Raw genomic sequence first — 18,222 nt, 5'->3', positions numbered from 1 at the left:
AGGGCGTGGGAAATGGCGCTTGCATCGGATATTCCAGGCCGCGACGATAGCCGAATGGCGGCAGCGCCGCTGATCGGCTGCCACATAGGCGGCCGGTACGAATTGCTGCAATTGCGACCGGATTCCGGTCCATCAAGCGCAGCCCAGAGCGGTTGCTGCAGCCTGCGCCAAGGCTGCGCCGCACCGGCACGGTGCTTGCAAGACCCGCTGCCTCAGGCCTCGGCCTGACCGGGTTCAACAACTGGGGGACGGATGTGGCCGCGTTCGAGATCCGTTATGCCGCCGAACAGCGCCAGGCGCAGGGAGCGTCGCCTCGGCTGCAACATGCGGTGCGCCTGCTGCAGATGTCGTCGCTCGATTTTGCTGCCGCGGTGCGCGATGCGTCGGGCCGCAATCCCTTTCTCGAAAGCGACGACCTCGATCCCCCGCCCGATCGCGACAGCGCAGCCGACATCAGCGACGACGGCGTGTCGTCGCTCGACGCAGCCGGCCCTGCCGACGATGCGGCGGGTGCGGAAGCGTATTTCGAGCGGCGCCGTGACGGCGACGGCATCGCTTCGGTGGGTGGTCTCGGCGATCTCTCGGCAATGCTCGACGGGATCTCCGATGAGCCGACGCTGGCGCGCCAACTGCTCGAGCAGATCGCGCTGCTGCGCTTGTCCACGCGCGAGCGGATGCTCGCCGCGGCAATCGTCGAATCGCTTGATGACGACGGTTATCTGCGCTCGCCGCTGGCTGAACTGGTCGATGTCGTTGCGCTCGATCCGCCGGCCAGCGTCGCCGAACTCGAAACCGCACTGTGCCAGGTGCAGGCGCTCGAGCCGGCGGGTGTCGGCGCCCGCGATGTCGCCGAGTGCCTGCTGCTGCAACTGCCGGCACTGGCCGATGGCCGGCCACGCGAGCTGGCACAGGCCATCATCAGCGGCCACCTCGAGATGCTGGCAAGGCGCGACAGCGCCGGACTGGCGCGCTGCCTCGGCGCATCCCGCGCCGAAGTCGACGCGGTCTGCGAGCGCATCCGCCAGTTCGACCCGCGCCCCGGATCGCGCTTCGGCTCGGCGCGCATCGCCTACGTGGTGCCGGACGTCATCGCCCGCCGTGAGCGCGGCATCTGGCAGGTGCGGCTGAACCCGGCGGTCGTGCCGCGGCTGCGCCTGAATCACACCTATGCCGACTGGTTTGTCCGCCACCGCGCAGACGGCCACCGCGAGATGGCCGGCCTGCTGCAGGATGCGCACTGGACGCTGCGCAACATCGAGCAGCGTTTCTCGACCGTGCTCGAGGTCGCCGCGGCGATCGTGCGCCGGCAGCGCAACTTTCTCGAGTTCGGCACGATGGCGATGAAGCCGCTGTGCCTGCGGGACATCGCCGACGAACTCGGCATCCATGAGTCAACCGTCTCGCGTGTCAGCAACAACAAATACATCGCAACGCCGAACGGCGTGTTCGAGCTGAAGTTCTTTTTTTCGCGGGTGCTGCGCAGCGCCAACGGCAGTGCCTGTTCCGGCACCGCGATTCGCGGTCTGATCGGCGAGATGATCGCTGCCGAGCCGCCGGGTTCGCCGCTGTCGGATGCCGAGATCACCCGGCGGCTGGCCGCCCAGGGCCTCGTCGTCGCACGGCGCACGGTGACCAAATACCGCCAGATCCTGCGCATCGAACCGATCGAGCGGCGCTGCCACGCCTGACAACCGCTGCAGGCCGGACAGCGGCGGACCGGACAATGCGATGTTTTCCTACCTCGGTTGACGGCAGGACATGGTCAGATGACTGCACCAGACATCCTCAGGAGAACGCGATGAGTCAGGACAAGAACCAGGGCGAAGGCAACGTCGAGGCCGCTCGCCGCTACGACCAGTCACAGCAGCAGTTCGTGCAATCGGGCAAGGTCGACGAGGCCGCCAAGAAGGCCGCGCCGGAGTCCGAGCAGCAGAAACGCGAGCTCGAGCAGGCCGAAGAAAAAGGCCGCAGCCATGCCAAGGGTGAAGACCCGACCGTTCCTGGCGCCAATGCATCGAACCGGAGCGAACAGCATTGAGCCAAGGCGGGGCTGATGCCCCGTGAGCGCCGGCCGTCCGCATGGGTGGCCGGCGCTTTTTGATTGCCGGCACGGCCGGCAAAGCTTGTTATTCCGCGCCGGCCATCTCGCGGCATTCCTTCGCGCATTGGCGGCAGGCTTCGGCGCAACGCTGACAATGTTCGGCCTCGTGTTTGCCGCATTCCTCGCCGCAGGCGTCGCAGGCGTCGGCACACAGCCGGCAAAGCGCCGCTGCATGGGCGCTGCCGCGGGCCATCAATGCGGGCGCAAGGCGGCACAGCGCCGCGCAATCCATGTCCAGCGCAATGCAGCGGGCCATCATCTTGACATCGGGCTCCTGAAGACAGGCTGCGGCGCAATGGTCGCAGGCGTCGGCACAGCGGTTGCACGCCTCGATGCAGGCGGCATAAATCTGGTGTGACATCGGCATCTCCTTTCGTCGTGGACGTGCGTATGACCGAAAAGGGCAAGGGCCGTTCCCGCAACGCGGCTACTGGATGCTCAGCAGCAGTTCGCGCACACCGTCCCAGATGATCTGCACGCCCAGGCACAACAGGATGAAGGCGGTCATCCGCAGAAAGACGACGAGGCCGCTTTCGCCGAGCGGCTTCAGCAACTGCAGCGCATAACGGAAGGCGAGATACATCACGCCGCCGATCACCGCCAGTGCGACGACGCCGCCGCCAATTCGTGCCAGCGACAGCGGCACGCGCACATCGTGCAGCGTGACGCCGACGGTGATCGCAGCGGCAATTGATGCCGGCCCGCAGCTGATCGGAAAGGTCAACGGATAAAAGGCCTGGTTGCGCGCGTGTTCCGGCGTGAAGCGCTCGGCCAGTGCCTGCCGGCTGTCGTTGGTCGAATGGCTGGTATTGAGCAGCCGCCAGGCATTGGCCGCCAGCAGCAGCCCACCACCCACGCGCACGATCGGCAGCGAGATGCCGAAGATGTCGAGCACATAAGACCCAACCAGCATCGCGCCGACCATCAGCAGCACCATGTTGCGGGCGATGCGCCGTGCCAGCACCGCGCGGGTCAGGCTCGACGCCCCTTCGGTCAGGCTCAGAAAGATCGGCGCGGTTGCGGCCGGATTGAGGATCGGCAACAGCGCCGCCAGCACGAACAGGAAACTTTTGCCGAAGGCGAAGGCAAGCGATGCGAGATCGATCGGGGGCATGGGGAGGCGGGCGTGGGACCGTCAGGCGGGCAGATAGGCTTGCCCGATCCTAAGGCAACGCGCTGAGGCAACGCGGACGCCATCGAGCGTGGCCGCATCACGCGAACCGACGCCGCGCGCAAGCAATCGCCCGGCAGCTTGAATTTGCGAGCACCGCAGCCTCGGGTTATAATTGAATTTGTACAAATTGTCTTGCTGCTTTGCGAGACCCCACCCTGCTGCGGCCCTTGGCTGCCGGTGGCCCTGATCAGAGCTTGATCAATGCGTGCGTCCGGCCAATGTCGCCCGACGCCTTTCAGCGGCGGTGACCTCTGTCCCGCACCAACAACAAGAAGCCCCGTTCCGCCTGCATTGCAGCAGCGGCGGCGGGTTTCTTCATCAACAGGCTTCTCATGTCCGACCGCTTGATCGTCAAGAACCTCTACAAAGTATTCGGCAGCAAGCCTGATGAAGCAATGCGGCTGGTGCGCGAAGGCCTGGACAAGGACGCGATCTTCGAACGCACCGGGCAGACAATCGGCGTCAACGATGCCAGCTTCACCGTCCAAGAAGGCGAGATCTTTGTCGTGATGGGCTTGTCCGGTTCCGGCAAATCGACGCTGGTGCGATTGCTGAACCGGCTGATCGAGCCAACCGCCGGCCACGTGCTGTTCGACGGTGCCGACATCGCCGCGATGTCGGCAAAGGAATTGCGCGAACTGCGGCGCCGCCACATCAGCATGGTGTTCCAGTCGTTTGCGTTGATGCCGCACCTGACGGTGCTGCAGAACGCCGGTTTCGGCCTCGAACTGGCCGGCGAGCCGACCCGCGAGCGCGAGGCCAGCGCGATGGCGGCACTCGAGCAGGTCGGTCTCGCGGCCTGGGCGCGCAGTTATCCGGACGAGTTGTCGGGTGGCATGCAGCAGCGTGTCGGGCTGGCGCGGGCATTGGCGAACAACCCGTCGGTGCTGCTGATGGACGAGGCCTTCTCGGCGCTCGATCCGCTGATCCGCACCGAGATGCAGGACGAACTGGTCAAGCTGCAGCGCAAGGACCGGCGCACGATCATCTTCATCTCGCACGACCTCGACGAGGCGATCCGCATCGGCGATCGCATCGCGATCATGGAAGGCGGCAACGTCGTGCAGGTCGGCACGCCCGAAGACATCATCAAGAACCCGGCAACGCCGTACGTCCGCTCGTTCTTCAAGAACGTCGACGTCACCAACGTCTTCTCGGCCGCCGATCTGGCGCGCAAGTCGCAGGTGTCGATCATCGACCACCAGGGCATGGGTGTGCGTTCGGCACTGCAGCGGCTGCGCCAGCACCAGCGTGAATTCGGTTATGTCGTCAGCCCGGAACAGGCCTTCATGGGCGTCGTCTCGATCGACACACTGCAGGCCGAACTGCAGGGCAATGTCGACCCGAAGCTGCGCAACGCCTTCATCGGCGGCGTCGAGCCGATCACCGTCGACACGCCGATCACCAATCTGTACGGCCCGCTGGCCGCGCATCCGCACGGCCTGCCGGTGGTCGACGACGCCGGCCGTTACCGCGGCTCGATCACGAAGAACACGCTGCTCGAATTTCTCGAGCAGCGCAGTGCGGCCTGACCCAGCCTTCAACGACAGGATTTCTCGATGGACCCGATCCCGACTTCGACCGCTGCGGCCAGTGCCGCGGCACCCGCCAACCCCTGGGCTGCCACCGAGGCCGCTCCGGCTGCGCCTGCCGCCGACCCGTGGGGCGCGGCGACCACCGCACCGGCGGCCGCTGATGCAGCGCCGGCTCAGCCTGCCGGCAGCGACTGGCTCAGCAATGCAGCACCGGCACCGCCGGAGCCGACCGGCGTGAACTGGCTGCAGCCCTTCGATGATGCGGTGATCCCGCTGAACATCTGGGTCGACGATGGCCTGGCCTGGGTCGTCGAACATGCGCGGCCGGCTTTCCAGGCGGTGCGTGTGCCGATCGACAGCACCCTCGGCAGCATCGAGGCGGCGCTGCTCGCGGTGCCCGCGCCACTGATGCTGCTGCTGCTCGCGTTGCTTGCCTGGCAGGCCAGCGGCCGAACGCTCGGCATCGGCACCTTCGTCTCGTTCCTCGTGATCGGACTGATCGGCGCATGGGCCGAGGCGATGGTCACGCTGGCGCTGGTGCTGACATCGGTATTTTTCTGTCTGCTGATCGGGCTGCCGCTGGGCATCGCGGTTGCGCGCAACGACCGGCTGAATGCCGCGGTGCGTCCGCTGCTCGATGCGATGCAGACGACGCCGGCATTTGTGTACCTGGTGCCGGTCGTGATGCTGTTCGGCATCGGCAATGTGCCGGGTGTCGTCGTGACGATCGTTTTTGCGCTGCCGCCGCTGATCCGCCTGACCAACCTCGGCATCCGCCAGGTGCGGCCGGACCTCGTCGAGGCCTCGCGTTCGTTCGGTGCATCGCCGTGGCAGTTGCTGACCAAGGTGCAGCTGCCGCTGGCATTGCCGACGATCATGGCCGGCGTCAACCAGACGCTGATGTTGTCGCTGTCGATGGTCGTGATCGCGTCGATGATCGCGGTCGGCGGCCTCGGCCAGATGGTATTGCGCGGCATCGGCCGGCTCGACATGGGGCTGGCGACGGTCGGCGGCGTCGGCATCGTGCTGATGGCGATCGTTCTCGACCGCATGACCCAGGCGATGGGCCGGACCCGCAATCCGGGACAGCGAGGTGGCGCTCGCAAGTGGTCGGACCGCGGCCCGGTCGGGCTGCTGCGCCGGCTGCGTGCGCCATCGGCCGAGTCGGCAGCGTCTGCGGGCGGAGCCGCCCCGGTCGGCCGCACCGCCTCGGCCGCGGCCCCGGGCAACTGACACAGCAATCTCTCACGCTTTTTTTCCAAGTTTGTTCACAAAGGAAGTCGACACGATGAAGTCAACGAATCAATTTTCCGTCCGCGTTTTGGCGCTTGGTGCAGCGCTGCTGATCTCGAGCACCGCGCATGCCGCGAACGCCAGCAAGCCGGGCGCCGGCGTCGAGGTCCAGCCGATCAAGAGCTCGATTGCCGAAGAGACCTTCCAGACCGAACTGGTGATGCGCGGCCTGAAGGACCTCGGCTACGACGTCAAGCCGATCAAGGAAATCGAATATGCCGCCGGCCACGTCGCGCTGGGCAATGGCGACGCCACCTTCATGGCCGACCATTGGGATCCGTTGCACATCGATTTCTACAAGAAGGCCGGCGGTGACGCGAAGCTGTACCGAAAGGGCATCTACTCGCCCGGCGCACTGCAGGGCTATCTGATCGACAAGAAAACCGCCGACCAGTACAAGATCACGAAGATCAGCCAGTTGAGCGACCCGAAGATCGCGAAGATCTTCGATACCGACGGTGACGGCAAGGCCGATCTGGCTGGTTGCAACCCGGGCTGGGGCTGCGAGAAGGTGATCGAGCATCACCTCGATGCCTACAAGCTGCGCGACACGGTGACCCACAAGCAGGGTTCGTATGCGGCGATCATTGCCGACACGATCACCCGCGCGAAGGCCGGCGAGCCGGTGCTGTACTACACATGGACCCCTTACTGGGTCAGCGGCGTGCTGGTGCCGAACAAGGATGTCGTCTGGCTGCAGGTGCCGTTTTCGTCGCTGCCGGGCGAGCGCAAGGATGTCAGCACCAAGCTGCCGAACGGCTCGGACTACGGCTTCCAGGCCAACAACCAGCGCATCGTCGCGAACAAGGCCTTCGCGAAGGCGAATCCGGCAGCGGCCAAGCTGTTCGAGGTGATGAAGCTCAGCGCCAACGACATCAGCGCGCAGAACCTGCGCATGCGTGATGGCGAGAAGGACGAAGCCGATATCCAGCGCCACGTGCAGGCCTGGATCGACGGCCACCGCAAGGTCTACGATGGCTGGCTGAAGGCCGCTCGCGCCGCTGCCAAGGGCGCGGCCAACTGAGGTCAGAGGGCGGGCTGCTGCCCGCCCTTTTCAGCGCGCCTCGCCAGCGAGCGCGCGACGCACGATCGCGACGAACTGCTGCGGCCGGTCGGCATGCAACCAGTGGCCGGCCTCGTCGATCACCTCGACCGTGACATCGCTGAACATCGGCGCGAAATCGCGCCCGTCGTGGTGCTCGACATAGGATGAGCGCGCGCCGGCAATCACCGTGACCGGGTTCTCGTAGCGCAGTTCGCGCAGCGCAGCCGGGAAGCCGCTCAGCTTGTGCATCTCGGCGATGATCACCGCAAGGTTGATCCGCCAGTCGAAATGGTCGTTGCGGCTGACCAGGTTCTGCGCCAGGAAGCCGGCGACCGACGGGTCGGGCAGGCGTTCCTGCAGGCGCCGCTGCACCTCGGTTCGACTCGCCGCAGCCATCACGTCGATGCCGCGCATCGCCTCGGCATAAGGCGTCAGCGAATCCTTGTACGCAACCGGCGCAATGTCGGCGACGATCAGCCGCCCGACCGCGTCAGGATGGCGCAGCGCCAGCGCCATCGCGGCCTTGCCGCCCATGCTGTGGCCGAGCACCGCTGCCGGCGCCAGCTTGCGCGACGTGATGAACGCAAACACGTCGTCGGCGAGGTCGTCGTAGTCCATTGAATCCGCCCACGGCGACGCGCCGTGGTTGCGCAGATCGAGTGCAAACACCTCGTGGCTGTCGGCCAATGCCTTCGCGATGCCGCGCCAGTTGGTCGCCGAGCCGAACAGGCCGTGCAGCAGCAGCAGTGGCGGGCCGTTGCCGGTCGATTCGCAGTTCAGTTCCAGGGCCATGCGCCAGTCTACCGCCGCTTCATCCGGCAAGCGCGTCGACGACCAGCAGGTTGGGTGGCCGAGTCGAGCGTCGCTGGCCCTGCGCTGGCGTTGCTGCCGCCAGTGCCTCGAAGAAGCGCTCGGCAACGGCTGGCGCCATTGGCCGGCCGATCAGATAGCCCTGGGCGAGATCGCAACCGAGTTCGGCCACCAGCGCGAGCTCCTCGCTGCGCTCGATGCCTTCAGCGGTGACGTGCATCTGCAGGCTGTGGCCAAGGTCGACGATTGTCTTCAGCAGCGTTCGCGCATCGGCCTTCAGATCGGCATCGGCAATGAAGCTGCGGTCGATCTTCAGTTCGGACACCGGCAGCCGCTGCAGATAGGCCAGTGATGAATAGCCGGTGCCGAAATCGTCGATCGACAGGCGCACACCGACGCCGCGCAGCGCATGCAGCACCGGCAGCACGCTGTCGGCATCCTCCATCACGCTGCTTTCGGTGATCTCAAGGCACAACCGGTCGACCGGAGCCGCATGCTGCTGCGCGAGGCGCTCGATCAGGTGAACCAGCGCAATGTCGTGCACATCGCGGGTGCCGACATTGACCGAGATCGTCAGCTCCGGCAGCGCGCCATGCCAATGACCGAGGCAGGCAAGCGCGGCGTCGATCATCGCGTGGGTGATGACCGGCAGGTTGCCGGTGCGTTCGGCAAACGGTACGAATTCGGCTGGCGAGACATAGCCGCGTTCCGGATGGTGCCAGCGCACCAGTGCTTCCATGCCGCAGGTGCGGCCGGTGCGCAGGCACTGCTTCGGCTGCAGCCACATCTCGAGTTGGCCGTCGGCGGCGGCGGCGCGCAGGTCGGACAGCAGACCGAGCTGGCGGGCACGGGTCGGCTCGTCGACCGGCACGTGCCATGCCCATGGCAGCTTGCTTTCCTTCGCCTGGCCAAGCGCCGTTTCCGCGTGGCGCAGCACGACGTCGACATCGACATGTGCCGACGGACAGTCGGCCATGCCGAAACTCAGCTGCACGTCGACCTGGTGGCCCTTGCAGTCGAACGGCGCAGCCATCGCGACGTCGACCTGCTGGCGCAGTTGGTCGATCGCTGCGCGGTCGTGCCCGGTGCAGACGACCGCGAAGACGCCACCGCCAAGTGCGGCCAGTACCCGCGCCGGCGGCGCACCGGTCGACGGCATCACGACCAGGCGCAGCCGGACCGCAATGTCGGCCATCAGCGCGTCACCGGTTTCGAAGCCGAGGATCTCGTTGACATTGCGCAGCCGGGCGACGTCCATCAGCAGCACCGACAGGCGGCGCGGGTTGTCGCCGTCGAACAGCTGGCGCAGACGGGTCCGGTTCGGCAGCCCGGTACGGCTCTCGGTGAACGCCAGCTCCTCGATCCGGGCCTCGCGCGCCGCCACCGCGGCCGACATCGCATTGATCGCCGCCGCGACCTTGTCGAGTTCGTCGCCGGAGCGGACGCGGAACTGCACGTTGTAGTTGCCGTCGGCAATCTGGTTTGCCGCAGCCTCGATCCGCTGCAGCGGCCGCACGACGCTGCGCGTGATGCGCCATCCGACCATGGCGGCCAGCCAGACCGCGCCGGCCGCCAGCGCCGCGAGCAGCCATTCCGACTGCCGGATCTGCGCCTGCACCTCGACCTGGCGCCGCTGCATCGCTGCCTGCTCGTGGATCAGCAGCGCGTTCGCAGCTTCCATCAGCGCTTTCAGCGCCGGCTGGCCATTGCGGTTGAAAAGCTTGCGTGCCGATTCGGCGTCGCCGGTTTCCAGTGCCTCGCCGACCTCGATGAAGGCGCTGCGGTAGGCATTGCGCCGGTCCGCGACCTGGCGCAGCCGATCGCTCGATGTCGGGTCGAAGGTCTGTGCCGCGAGGCTGCCGATCAGCTGCTCGACCGCCGCATATTCGGCGTCGACTTCCGGGTAGATGGTCTCCCGCTCGGACCGCGACGCGGTCAGCAAGCGGGCCATCGAGCTGCCGTGGCCCTGTGCATGCTGGTCGATCTGCTGCACCGCGAGCATGCGTTGCAGGTCGGTGCGTGCGAGTTGCTCCGACTGCAGTGCCAGCGAGCGGAATTGCGTGACGGCGATCGCGACGACGACCAGCATCAGGCCGACCAGGCTGCCGAAGCCGAGCAGCAGCCGCAGCCACAGCCTGGATGCGCGCCATTGGAACAACTGCTTGCGACTGGGTGTCATGGATTGCCTTGGGAAAGATGGCGCTGCGCCGGCTTTCCGGCCACGCAACACTCCCACGACAAGGCCTCGCTGCCTGGTCGCTCCTGCTACATCGGCAAGCCGCGCGCCGGCTTGAGCCGCAGGGCTGACTAGGTGCCGCAGAAGGTCCGGTAACCGGCGGTCTGCTCCGGCGCGGCCGGCTCGGCGAACGCGGCGTCGGCATCGCGCTCGTCAAAGGGCCGCCGCGCGACGGCGAGCAGCCGCTCGAACGGCGCCAGGTCGTCGTCGGCCACGGCCGCGCTCAGCGCCGCTTCGACCAGGTGGTTGCGCGGGATGTAGATCGGGTTGACGCGGGCCATTGCGGCGGCCTGTTCGTCCCCGTCGATGCCGGCCGCCGCCGAGCGCTGCCGCCAGCGTGCCAGCCAGTCGGCCGGTGCACTGTCGGCGGCGGGAAACAGCGCCGTCAGTGGCGCATCGTTCCCGGCGGCGGCATCGCCGAGGCGGCGGAAGGCGAGCGTGAAATCGACGTCGCGGCGCTGCAGCAGGCCGAGAAAGTCTTCGGCCAGCGACTGGTCGGCAGCCGCATCGGCGCCGTCGTCGAGACCGAGTTTGGCCCGCATCACTGCCAGCGCCTGCTGCTGATAATGGGCCGGAAAGGCATTGACGACCTCGCTGGCCCGTTCGACGGCACGATCGGCCGAGTCGTCGATCAGCGCGAGCAGGGTCTCGGCGAAGCGGGCCAGATTCCACTGCGCGATGGCCGGCTGGTTGCCGAAGGCATAACGGCCTTGCGCATCGATCGAGCTGAAAACCGTCTGCGGATCGTAGGCCTCGAGGAAGGCGCAAGGGCCATAGTCGATGGTTTCGCCGGAAATCGTCATGTTGTCGGTATTCATCACGCCGTGGATGAAACCGACGCCCATCCACTGCGCGATCAGCGCGGCCTGGCGCTCGCTGACCGCGCGCAGCAGTGCGAGATAGCGGTCATCGGCGTCGGCCAAGTCAGGATAGTGGCGGTTGATGCTGTAGTCGGCGAGCCGGCGGATGGCGTCGGGGTCGCGCTGGGCGGCAACAAACTGGAAGGTGCCGACCCTCAGGTGGCTGGCGGCCACCCGCACCAGCAAGGCGCCCGGCAGCGGCGCATCGCGCATCACCGTCTCGCCGGTCGCCAGCGCCGCCAGCGCGCGGGTGGTCGGAATGCCGAAGGCCTGCATCGCCTCGCCGATCAGGTATTCGCGCAGCACCGGGCCGAGCACCGCCTTGCCGTCGCCGCCACGCGAAAACGGCGTGCGGCCCGAGCCCTTGAAGGCGATGTCGCGGCGCCTGCCGTTGCGGTCGATCAGCTCGCCGAGCAGCAACGCGCGGCCGTCGCCGAGCTGCGGCGAATAGCCGCCGAACTGGTGCCCGGCATAGGCCTGCGCGAGCGGCTCGGCGCCATCGGGCACCCGCTGGCCCGACAGCATGGCCAGGCCATGCGGGCCGGCCAGTGCCTCGGCATCGAGTCCGAGTTCGTCGGCGAGCTCGCGGTTCAGCCGCAACAGCCGCGGCGCGGGCGCCGGGCGGGGCTGCCACGGCACATAGAAGCCGTCGAGCGCGCGGGCGTAGCTGTTGTCGAAGGCAAATCGCGGCTCGGCGGCCTGTTCGGCGGGGCTGTCGGTGGTGGACATCAGGTCGGGGTTGTGCCGTTATCGGCACTGAAGCGGGCAAAGGAATCGATCAACCGGTCCGCATCGAGGCTGAAATCGCTGAAGACGAGGTGGCCGGACGGGTCGATCACGATGAACCACGGCGTGCCGCCGGTCTGGTAGTCGCACATCATGCTGGATGGGCCCCGGTCGCCGGCCGGATCATGGCCGAACGGAATCGCCAGCCCGTAACGCAGTTGTGCATCGCGCAGCCGGTCGGCGGTATTCAGCTCGGCTTCTTCAAATACCGTCTGCACCGCGGCAAAGGCAAAACCCCTGCCGGACAGCGCATCAACGAGCCTTCGCAAGGTCGGGAAGCCGACACTGTGGCAGCCGGGGCAGGCATGCTGGAAGCAGAACAGCATCTTGAAGCCGGCGCCGAGTTCGGCCAGCTGCAACGGCGGCCGCAGCCGGCCGTCGGCGTCGATCCACTGCGCGACGCGCAACTCCGGTGCGATGCGGGCGCCGCGCTCGACGTTCACCGCCGCATCCGCCACTGCGTGCTCAGGCACCCGCCCTGGCCCGAGCCGGCAGCTTCCAGCCGGCGCGCGGGTAATGACAGGTATAGCCGTTCGGATGACGTTCCAGATAGTCCTGGTGCTCCGGCTCGGCCTGCCAGAACGGGCCGGCTGGCTGCACTTCGGTGACCACCTTGCCCGGCCACAGCCCGGACGCCTCGACGTCGGCAATCGTCTCGAGGGCCATTTGCTGCTGCTCGGGCGACAGGTAATAGATCGCCGAACGGTAGGACGGACCGAGGTCGTTGCCCTGCCGGTTCGGCGTCGTCGGGTCGTGGATCTGGAAGAAGAACTCGAGCAGCTCGCGGTAGCTCAGCTGCGCCGGGTCGAACACGACCTCGAGCGCTTCAGCATGGCTGCCGTGGTTGCGGTAGGTTGCATTCGGCACGTCGCCGCCGCTGTAACCGACCCGGGTCGACATCACGCCGGGCATCTTGCGAACCAGGTCCTGCATGCCCCAGAAGCAGCCGCCGGCCAGGATCGCGGTTTCGGGTGTCGTCATCAATCTGTCTCCGCTGAAGGCAAGAAGGCAGCGGGCGCGCCGCCACCGATGGCAAGCCATCCTACCCGCCGGCCGGCATCACCGGTGCCAGCAGGGGTTTGCCGTGATGGCCGTGAATGATCGGCCGCGGGCCGGGCATCGCCTAGACTTGGCCGACATGACGACAAGCAATCCCTGCGCTTGAGCTGATCGATGGCACCACCCGGCTTCGACATCGAATTCGCGCTGCAGCGGCTGGTCGGCGAGTTCTACCGGTTGCTGGCCGCGCTGCCACTGCTGCTGATGGCGCTGCTGCTGGTCTGGGTCGGCTGGCTGCTCGCCCGCTGGTTGTCGCGCCATGCGGTATTCGAGCGCATCGACAGCCGCAATCCTTTCCTGCGCGATCTGGCGCGGACCACGGTGCGCTGGCTGGTGACCGGTGCCGCGATCCTGGTCGCGTTGCAGGTGATGGACGCAACGGCGCTGGTCGGCGCGGTGCTTGGCACCGCCGGCGTGCTCGGCATTGCGCTCGGCTTCGCGTTCAAGGACACGCTGGAGAACTACCTTGCCGGCATCCTGATGAGCCTGCGCCAGCCGTTTGCGCCGCGCGACCATGTCGTGATCGACGGCAACGAGGGGCTGGTCATCTCGATGACCTCGCGCGCGACGATATTGATGACGCTCGACGGCAATCACCTGCGGCTGCCGAATGCGATGGTGTTTCGCAGCGTCACGCTGAACTACACCCGCAATCCGAGCCGCCGCTTCGAATTCGACGTCGGCATCGGCGTCAATGAAAACCTGGTGCGTGCGCAGCGCATCGGTGTCGACGAACTGAAGCGGCTCGACGGCGTGATCGAGCGGCCGCCGCCGCGCGCCTACATCGCCGCGCTCGGCGATTCGAACGTGCAGGTCCGCTTCCACGGCTGGGTCGACCAGCGCAGCAACGATTTTCTGCTGGTCAAGAGCGAGGCGATCCGCAAGGTCAAGCTGGCGCTCGAACGCGAGGGCATGGACATGCCGGAGCCGATCTACCGGGTGCACCTGACCGAGCCGCGCCAGCAGGCGCCGGCAGCGCCCGCGACCGCAGCGCCGGCGCCTGCGCCGTCGGCCGACGACGACATCGATACCCGCGCATTGACCGATCTGCAGGAACAGATCGACCAGGAGCCACCGTCGACCAGCGAGCGCGATCTGCTCGATCCGGCGGCGCCGAAGGAGTGAGCGCGCCGCCGGCTGCGCCTACTCCAGGTTCTGCACCTGCTCGCGCATCTGCTCGATCGCGACCTTCATCTCGACCGCGGTGTTGATCAGCTCGAGCGACGCCGCCTTCGAGGCCAGCGTATTGGCTTCGCGCAGCAGTTCCTGGATCAGGAAATCGAGCCGCTTGCCGACTTCGCCACCGGCGTCGAGCAGCCGGGTGATCTCGTCGAGGTGGGCGCGCAGCCGGGCCAGTTCCTCGGCAACGTCGATGCGGATCGCATAGGCCGCCGCTTCGTTCAGCGCACGCTCCTGCAGCGCCTGCTGCGGGATGGTCTGCGCCGCGCCGGTCGTTTCCAGCGCGTCGCGCCAGCGGTCGAGAAATTTCTGCTGCTGGCGCTGCACGACCTCGGGCACCAGCGGCTCGGCGCGGTCGGCCAGATCGCGCAGCGTCTGCACGCGTTCGAGCAGCACCGCGACCAGCTTCTCACCCTCGCGCCGGCGCGCCTGCTTCAGCCCGTCGATTGCCTGCCGGGCAACCGCCAGCGCGGTCTCGTCGAGCCGCTCCTGCGCGGCCGCACCCTTGCACCAGTGCAGCACCTCGTTGACCGACAGCGGTGCTGCTTTCGGCAGCCAGTTCAGCACCGAATCCTGCAGCTGCGCGAGCTTGCCGAGCTGCGCCGGTTGCGGCTGCGGCCAGGCCTGCTCGGACTCGGTGCGGGTCGACAGCCGCAATTCGATCTTGCCGCGCCGGAACGCGCCGCCGATCAGCTCGCGCAGCGCCGGCTCGAGCATCCGCAATTCATCCGGCAGGCGAAACGAGAGGTCGAGAAAGCGGCCGTTGACCGAGCGCAATTCGACGCTGAGCGACGTCGCCGGCGCGCCGGCATGGGAGCTCGATTCGGGCTTGCTGTCGGGGTGCTCCGCTGCGGCCTGGGCGGCGCCTGAGCTGGCGCTCGCGTAGCCGGTCATGCTGTAGACTGGCATGAAGTCTCGCGTCGTCAAAATCCGATTATGTCAAAGCCCAAACCTGCCTCGTTGCCGGCTGGCACCGTGGTGGGGGGTTACCACATCATCAAGCGCCTGGCTTCCGGCGGTTTCGGTGTCGTCTACCTCGCCGAGGATCCGGAACGCCGGCTGGTCGCGCTGAAGGAATATATCCCGGCGTCGCTGGCCGAGCGCTCGCCCGGCGAACTGGTGCCCCGCGTCGCACCCGACAAGCAGCCGCTGTACCGGCTCGGCCTGAAGAGCTTCTTCGAGGAAGGCCGTGCGCTGGCGCAGATCTCGCACCCGAGCGTCGTCAGCGTGCTCAATTTCTTCCGCGAGAACGAAACCGTCTACATGGTGATGAACTATCTGCAGGGCGATACGCTGCAGGATTTCATCATCACCGCACGCGACCTGAAACGCGACAAGATCTTCCGCGAGTCGACGATCCGATCGCTGTTCGACGAGATCCTGCGCGGCCTGCGCATCGTGCACCAGCACAAGATGCTGCACCTCGACATCAAGCCGGCCAACGTCTTCATCACCAACGACAACAAGGCGGTGCTGCTCGATTTCGGTGCTGCGCGCGAAGTGCTCAGCAAGGAAGGCGAATTTGTCCGGCCGATGTATACGCCGGGTTTTGCGGCGCCGGAGATGTACCGCCGCGACGGCACGCTCGGCCCGTGGACCGACATCTATGCGATCGGCGCCTGCCTGTACGCCTGCATGCAGGGTTACCCGCCGTACGACGCACCGCAGCGCATCGAGAAGGACCGGCTCGCGCTGAGCCTGTCGCGGCTGCGCAATGTCTATTCGGACAACCTGATCGAGGTCACCGAATGGTGCATGTCGCTCGATCCGCTGGCGCGGCCGCAAAGCGTATTTGCGCTGCAGAAGGAACTCGCCCGCGAGACCGAGCGCCGCTACACCAAACTGACCTTTGCGGAGCGCCTGAAGCTCGGCGTCGAGAACCTGACGGCGAAAAGCTGATGCGCTTCAGCGTCTACCAGATCAGCCGCAAGGGCGGTCGGGAAAAAAACGAGGACCGGGTCGGCTACAGCTATACGCGGGCCAGCGGCCTGTTCGTCGTTGCCGACGGCATGGGCGGCCACCCGGAAGGCGAGGTCGCTGCCCAGCTGGCGCTGCAGACGATCGCGCGGCGCTTCCAGCGCGAGGCGGCGCCCCGGCTGCGCGAGCCGCAGGCCTTCCTGCAGGAAGCGATCATCGCCGGCCATCACCAGTTGCAGATCTACGGCGAGCGCAAGGGGATGAACGACACGCCGCGCACGACGATCGTCGCCTGCGTGTTGCAGGGCAATCAGGCCTGCTGGGCGCATTGCGGCGATTCGCGGCTGTACCTGGTGCGCAACCAGGCGCTGCTGAAACGTACCCGCGACCATTCGTTTGCCGAACTCGAGCGGGCCAAGCCGGTCGGCGAGCGCAGCGAGCGCTTCAATCGCAATGTGTTGTTCACCTGCCTGGGCAGCCCGGGCATGCCGGTGATCGACGTCGGCGGGCCGGTCGAACTGCAGCCGGGCGACCGGCTGCTGCTGTGTTCGGATGGGTTGTGGGGAACGGTTCGCGAGGAGGAGATCGTCGAGGGTCTGGCGCGCGGACCACTCGATGATGCGTTGCAGACGCTGGTCCAGCTGGCGCTGCGCAACGGCGGCGCACGCTGCGACAATGTGACGACGCTTGCGGTCGACTGGGAGGCCGCCGACGATGACGCTGGCGACACCACGCCGGCGCGGCCCGACTTCGATGACGACGCGACAATTCCCCACGGCCTGGCATCTGCCCAGCGCCACCCGCTTTCCTGAAAGGTATTCCCGATGACTTTTGTCCGCACGCAAGGCCGTGCCGCCGACGAGCTGCGCCCGATCACGCTGCAGCGCCGCTATACCCGCCATGCCGAAGGCTCGGTGCTGGTGTCGTTCGGCGACACCAAGGTGTTGTGCACCGCATCGGTCGAGGAGCGGGTGCCGCCGCACAAGCGCGGCAGCGGCGAGGGCTGGGTGACCGCCGAATACGGCATGCTGCCGCGCGCGACCCATACCCGTGGCGACCGCGAGGCCGCCCGCGGCAAGCAGAGCGGCCGCACGCAGGAGATCCAGCGGCTGATCGGCCGCTCGCTGCGCTGCGTCTTCGACCTTGGCAAACTCGGCGAGCGCACGATTGCGCTCGACTGCGACGTGCTGCAGGCCGATGGCGGCACGCGCACCGCGGCGATCACCGGCGCCTACGTCGCTGCCCACGATGCGGTCAGCTGGCTGCTCGGCCAGGGCCTGCTGACCGAATCGCCGATCCGCGACGAGGTGGCCGCGGTGTCGGTCGGCATCGTCGACGGCACAGCGCTGCTCGACCTCGAATATGTCGAGGATGCCGCCTGCGATACCGACATGAATGTCGTGATGACCGGCAGCGGCGGATTTGTCGAGGTGCAGGGCACCGCCGAAGGCGCCGCCTTCAGCCGCGAGCAGATGGGCGAGCTGCTGGCGCTGGCCGATCTCGGCATCCGCCGCCTGGTCGAGGCGCAGCGCCGCGCGCTGGCCGAATGACGCAGCAAGCGACAAGCCTGCGATGAAACTGGTCCTTGCCTCGAACAATGCCCACAAGCTGACCGAACTCGGCAGCCTGTTGGCCGACCTCTCGGTCGAACTGGTCAGCCAGGGGCAGCTCGGCATCGGCGAAGCCGAGGAGCCGCATCCGACCTTCGTCGAAAACGCGTTGGCAAAGGCGCGGCACGCAGCCGCCCACTCCGGCCTGCCGGCGCTGGCCGACGATTCGGGGCTGTGCGTCGACGCCCTCGGCGGCGCGCCCGGTGTGTTGTCGGCGCGTTATGCGGGGCTGTTCGGCGAGGCTGGCGGCGATGCCGCGAACAACCGCGTGCTGTTGCGCAACATGGCCGGCCAGACCGATCGCTCGGCGCGTTTTGTCGGCGTGCTGGTCGCGGTGCGCAGCGCCGACGATCCGGAACCGCTGATCGCGATCGGCCGCTGGCCGGGCCGGCTGCTGACCGAGGCTCAGGGCGACGGCGGTTTTGGTTATGACCCGCTGCTGTGGATCCCGGAATTCGATTGCAGCGTCGGTTCGATGACGCCGCAAACCAAGAACCTGCACAGCCACCGCGCCCGGGCGGCGTTGCAGATGAAGGCGCTGATGCGCGAGGTCTGGCGTGCCTGAACAAGCCTTGCCGTGGCCGGTGAAGGCGCCGGCCGGCAAGGCATCGACCGCG

18 protein-coding genes are annotated in these 18,222 nt (G+C 67.1%); 10 read left to right on the top strand and 8 right to left on the bottom strand.

The window, feature by feature from the left end; all coding sequences use genetic code 11:
* The first annotated feature begins 191 nt into the window (after nucleotides 1–191).
* Together rpoN and ACNH6H_RS04520 are read left to right on the top strand one after the other, a co-directional pair.
* A complete protein-coding gene (gene rpoN, locus ACNH6H_RS04525) occupies nucleotides 192–1,688 on the top strand; it encodes an RNA polymerase factor sigma-54 (protein WP_418316001.1) in 1,497 nt (498 codons plus the stop codon).
* Nucleotides 1,689–1,798: 110 nt separating this feature from the next.
* The gene (locus ACNH6H_RS04520; RefSeq protein ID WP_418315999.1) at nucleotides 1,799–2,038 is read left to right on the top strand and encodes a hypothetical protein; all 240 of its coding nucleotides are present in this window, start codon (nucleotides 1,799–1,801) and stop codon (nucleotides 2,036–2,038) included.
* Nucleotides 2,039–2,126: 88 nt separating this feature from the next.
* Here ACNH6H_RS04520 and ACNH6H_RS04515 read toward each other — a convergent pair whose 3' ends face one another.
* Together ACNH6H_RS04515 and ACNH6H_RS04510 are read right to left on the bottom strand one after the other, a co-directional pair.
* Nucleotides 2,127–2,462: a four-helix bundle copper-binding protein gene (locus ACNH6H_RS04515; protein WP_418315997.1), complete on the bottom strand. Its 336-nt coding sequence runs from the start codon at nucleotides 2,460–2,462 to the stop codon at nucleotides 2,127–2,129.
* A 66-nt stretch (nucleotides 2,463–2,528) separates the two neighbouring features.
* Entirely contained in the window at nucleotides 2,529–3,215 is a 687-nt protein-coding gene (locus ACNH6H_RS04510) for a MarC family protein (RefSeq protein ID WP_418315996.1), read from the bottom strand.
* Between the two features lie 392 nt (nucleotides 3,216–3,607).
* Between ACNH6H_RS04510 and proV the strand changes: the two genes are divergently transcribed.
* Genes proV through proX form a run of 3 tightly spaced genes read left to right on the top strand, consistent with a single transcriptional unit; the run spans nucleotide 3,608 to nucleotide 7,127 of the window.
* Complete coding sequence (gene proV, locus ACNH6H_RS04505; RefSeq protein ID WP_418315994.1) at nucleotides 3,608–4,807, top strand: glycine betaine/L-proline ABC transporter ATP-binding protein ProV; 1,200 nt, start codon at nucleotides 3,608–3,610, stop codon at nucleotides 4,805–4,807.
* Nucleotides 4,808–4,834: 27 nt separating this feature from the next.
* Nucleotides 4,835–6,043 (top strand): glycine betaine/L-proline ABC transporter permease ProW, encoded by a 1,209-nt coding sequence (proW, locus tag ACNH6H_RS04500; protein ID WP_418315992.1) that lies wholly within the window; start codon nucleotides 4,835–4,837, stop codon nucleotides 6,041–6,043.
* A 55-nt stretch (nucleotides 6,044–6,098) separates the two neighbouring features.
* Nucleotides 6,099–7,127 carry a glycine betaine/L-proline ABC transporter substrate-binding protein ProX gene (gene proX, locus ACNH6H_RS04495; RefSeq protein ID WP_418315990.1) on the top strand — a complete coding sequence of 343 codons (1,029 nt, stop codon included), beginning with the start codon at nucleotides 6,099–6,101 and terminating at the stop codon, nucleotides 7,125–7,127.
* A gap of 30 nt (nucleotides 7,128–7,157) precedes the next feature.
* On the opposite strand, the gene ACNH6H_RS04490 is transcribed toward proX, so the two are convergent.
* The 5 genes from ACNH6H_RS04490 to msrA form a co-directional block, all read right to left on the bottom strand.
* A complete protein-coding gene (locus tag ACNH6H_RS04490; protein WP_418315988.1) occupies nucleotides 7,158–7,940 on the bottom strand; it encodes an alpha/beta fold hydrolase in 783 nt (260 codons plus the stop codon).
* A gap of 19 nt (nucleotides 7,941–7,959) precedes the next feature.
* Entirely contained in the window at nucleotides 7,960–10,137 is a 2,178-nt protein-coding gene (locus ACNH6H_RS04485) for a putative bifunctional diguanylate cyclase/phosphodiesterase (protein WP_418315987.1), read from the bottom strand.
* Nucleotides 10,138–10,265: 128 nt separating this feature from the next.
* Nucleotides 10,266–11,783 (bottom strand): protein adenylyltransferase SelO, encoded by a 1,518-nt coding sequence (locus ACNH6H_RS04480; protein WP_418315986.1) that lies wholly within the window; start codon nucleotides 11,781–11,783, stop codon nucleotides 10,266–10,268.
* Nucleotides 11,783–12,283, bottom strand: a complete 501-nt coding sequence (locus tag ACNH6H_RS04475) for a peroxiredoxin family protein (RefSeq protein WP_418315984.1) — start codon at nucleotides 12,281–12,283, stop codon at nucleotides 11,783–11,785. The genes ACNH6H_RS04480 and ACNH6H_RS04475 overlap by 1 nt, the downstream gene beginning before the upstream one ends.
* A gap of 22 nt (nucleotides 12,284–12,305) precedes the next feature.
* The gene (gene msrA, locus ACNH6H_RS04470; protein ID WP_418315982.1) at nucleotides 12,306–12,821 is read right to left on the bottom strand and encodes a peptide-methionine (S)-S-oxide reductase MsrA; all 516 of its coding nucleotides are present in this window, start codon (nucleotides 12,819–12,821) and stop codon (nucleotides 12,306–12,308) included.
* A gap of 192 nt (nucleotides 12,822–13,013) precedes the next feature.
* On the opposite strand from msrA, the gene ACNH6H_RS04465 reads away from it, so the two are divergent.
* Nucleotides 13,014–14,024, top strand: a complete 1,011-nt coding sequence (locus ACNH6H_RS04465; RefSeq protein ID WP_418315981.1) for a mechanosensitive ion channel family protein — start codon at nucleotides 13,014–13,016, stop codon at nucleotides 14,022–14,024.
* A gap of 18 nt (nucleotides 14,025–14,042) precedes the next feature.
* Here ACNH6H_RS04465 and ACNH6H_RS04460 read toward each other — a convergent pair whose 3' ends face one another.
* Nucleotides 14,043–14,987: a YicC/YloC family endoribonuclease gene (locus ACNH6H_RS04460; RefSeq protein WP_418315979.1), complete on the bottom strand. Its 945-nt coding sequence runs from the start codon at nucleotides 14,985–14,987 to the stop codon at nucleotides 14,043–14,045.
* Nucleotides 14,988–15,014: 27 nt separating this feature from the next.
* Between ACNH6H_RS04460 and ACNH6H_RS04455 the strand changes: the two genes are divergently transcribed.
* The 4 genes from ACNH6H_RS04455 to rdgB are packed head-to-tail and all read left to right on the top strand — an operon-like array spanning nucleotide 15,015 to nucleotide 18,170.
* The gene (locus ACNH6H_RS04455; protein WP_418315977.1) at nucleotides 15,015–15,977 is read left to right on the top strand and encodes a serine/threonine protein kinase; all 963 of its coding nucleotides are present in this window, start codon (nucleotides 15,015–15,017) and stop codon (nucleotides 15,975–15,977) included.
* A complete protein-coding gene (locus ACNH6H_RS04450) occupies nucleotides 15,977–16,807 on the top strand; it encodes a PP2C family protein-serine/threonine phosphatase (RefSeq protein WP_418315975.1) in 831 nt (276 codons plus the stop codon). Before ACNH6H_RS04455 ends, ACNH6H_RS04450 begins: the two co-directional genes overlap by 1 nt.
* Before the next feature lie 12 nt (nucleotides 16,808–16,819).
* Complete coding sequence (gene rph, locus ACNH6H_RS04445) at nucleotides 16,820–17,545, top strand: ribonuclease PH (protein WP_418315974.1); 726 nt, start codon at nucleotides 16,820–16,822, stop codon at nucleotides 17,543–17,545.
* A 22-nt stretch (nucleotides 17,546–17,567) separates the two neighbouring features.
* A complete protein-coding gene (gene rdgB / locus ACNH6H_RS04440; RefSeq protein ID WP_418315972.1) occupies nucleotides 17,568–18,170 on the top strand; it encodes an RdgB/HAM1 family non-canonical purine NTP pyrophosphatase in 603 nt (200 codons plus the stop codon).
* Nucleotides 18,171–18,222 lie beyond the last annotated feature (52 nt).

The sequence above is a fragment of the Pseudideonella sakaiensis genome (assembly GCF_048320135.1).
Lineage (GTDB): Bacteria > Pseudomonadota > Gammaproteobacteria > Burkholderiales > Burkholderiaceae_C > Ideonella_A > Ideonella_A sakaiensis_A.
This window is presented reverse-complemented; position numbering and strand designations above follow the sequence as displayed.

Excerpts from the sequence above, each read along its gene's own strand:
- ACNH6H_RS04520 (WP_418315999.1), top strand. The coding sequence starts at position 1,799 with ATGAGTCAGGACAAGAACCAGGGCGAAGGCAACGTCGAGGCCGCTCGC.
- ACNH6H_RS04515 (WP_418315997.1), bottom strand. The coding sequence starts at position 2,462 with ATGTCACACCAGATTTATGCCGCCTGCATCGAGGCGTGCAACCGCTGT.
- ACNH6H_RS04510 (WP_418315996.1), bottom strand. The coding sequence starts at position 3,215 with ATGCCCCCGATCGATCTCGCATCGCTTGCCTTCGCCTTCGGCAAAAGT.
- proV (WP_418315994.1), top strand. The coding sequence starts at position 3,608 with ATGTCCGACCGCTTGATCGTCAAGAACCTCTACAAAGTATTCGGCAGC.
- proW (WP_418315992.1), top strand. The coding sequence starts at position 4,835 with ATGGACCCGATCCCGACTTCGACCGCTGCGGCCAGTGCCGCGGCACCC.
- proX (WP_418315990.1), top strand. The coding sequence starts at position 6,099 with ATGAAGTCAACGAATCAATTTTCCGTCCGCGTTTTGGCGCTTGGTGCA.
- ACNH6H_RS04490 (WP_418315988.1), bottom strand. The coding sequence starts at position 7,940 with ATGGCCCTGGAACTGAACTGCGAATCGACCGGCAACGGCCCGCCACTG.
- ACNH6H_RS04485 (WP_418315987.1), bottom strand. The coding sequence starts at position 10,137 with ATGACACCCAGTCGCAAGCAGTTGTTCCAATGGCGCGCATCCAGGCTG.
- ACNH6H_RS04480 (WP_418315986.1), bottom strand. The coding sequence starts at position 11,783 with ATGTCCACCACCGACAGCCCCGCCGAACAGGCCGCCGAGCCGCGATTT.
- msrA (WP_418315982.1), bottom strand. The coding sequence starts at position 12,821 with ATGACGACACCCGAAACCGCGATCCTGGCCGGCGGCTGCTTCTGGGGC.
- ACNH6H_RS04465 (WP_418315981.1), top strand. The coding sequence starts at position 13,014 with ATGGCACCACCCGGCTTCGACATCGAATTCGCGCTGCAGCGGCTGGTC.
- ACNH6H_RS04460 (WP_418315979.1), bottom strand. The coding sequence starts at position 14,987 with ATGCCAGTCTACAGCATGACCGGCTACGCGAGCGCCAGCTCAGGCGCC.
- ACNH6H_RS04455 (WP_418315977.1), top strand. The coding sequence starts at position 15,015 with ATGTCAAAGCCCAAACCTGCCTCGTTGCCGGCTGGCACCGTGGTGGGG.
- ACNH6H_RS04450 (WP_418315975.1), top strand. The coding sequence starts at position 15,977 with ATGCGCTTCAGCGTCTACCAGATCAGCCGCAAGGGCGGTCGGGAAAAA.
- rph (WP_418315974.1), top strand. The coding sequence starts at position 16,820 with ATGACTTTTGTCCGCACGCAAGGCCGTGCCGCCGACGAGCTGCGCCCG.
- rdgB (WP_418315972.1), top strand. The coding sequence starts at position 17,568 with ATGAAACTGGTCCTTGCCTCGAACAATGCCCACAAGCTGACCGAACTC.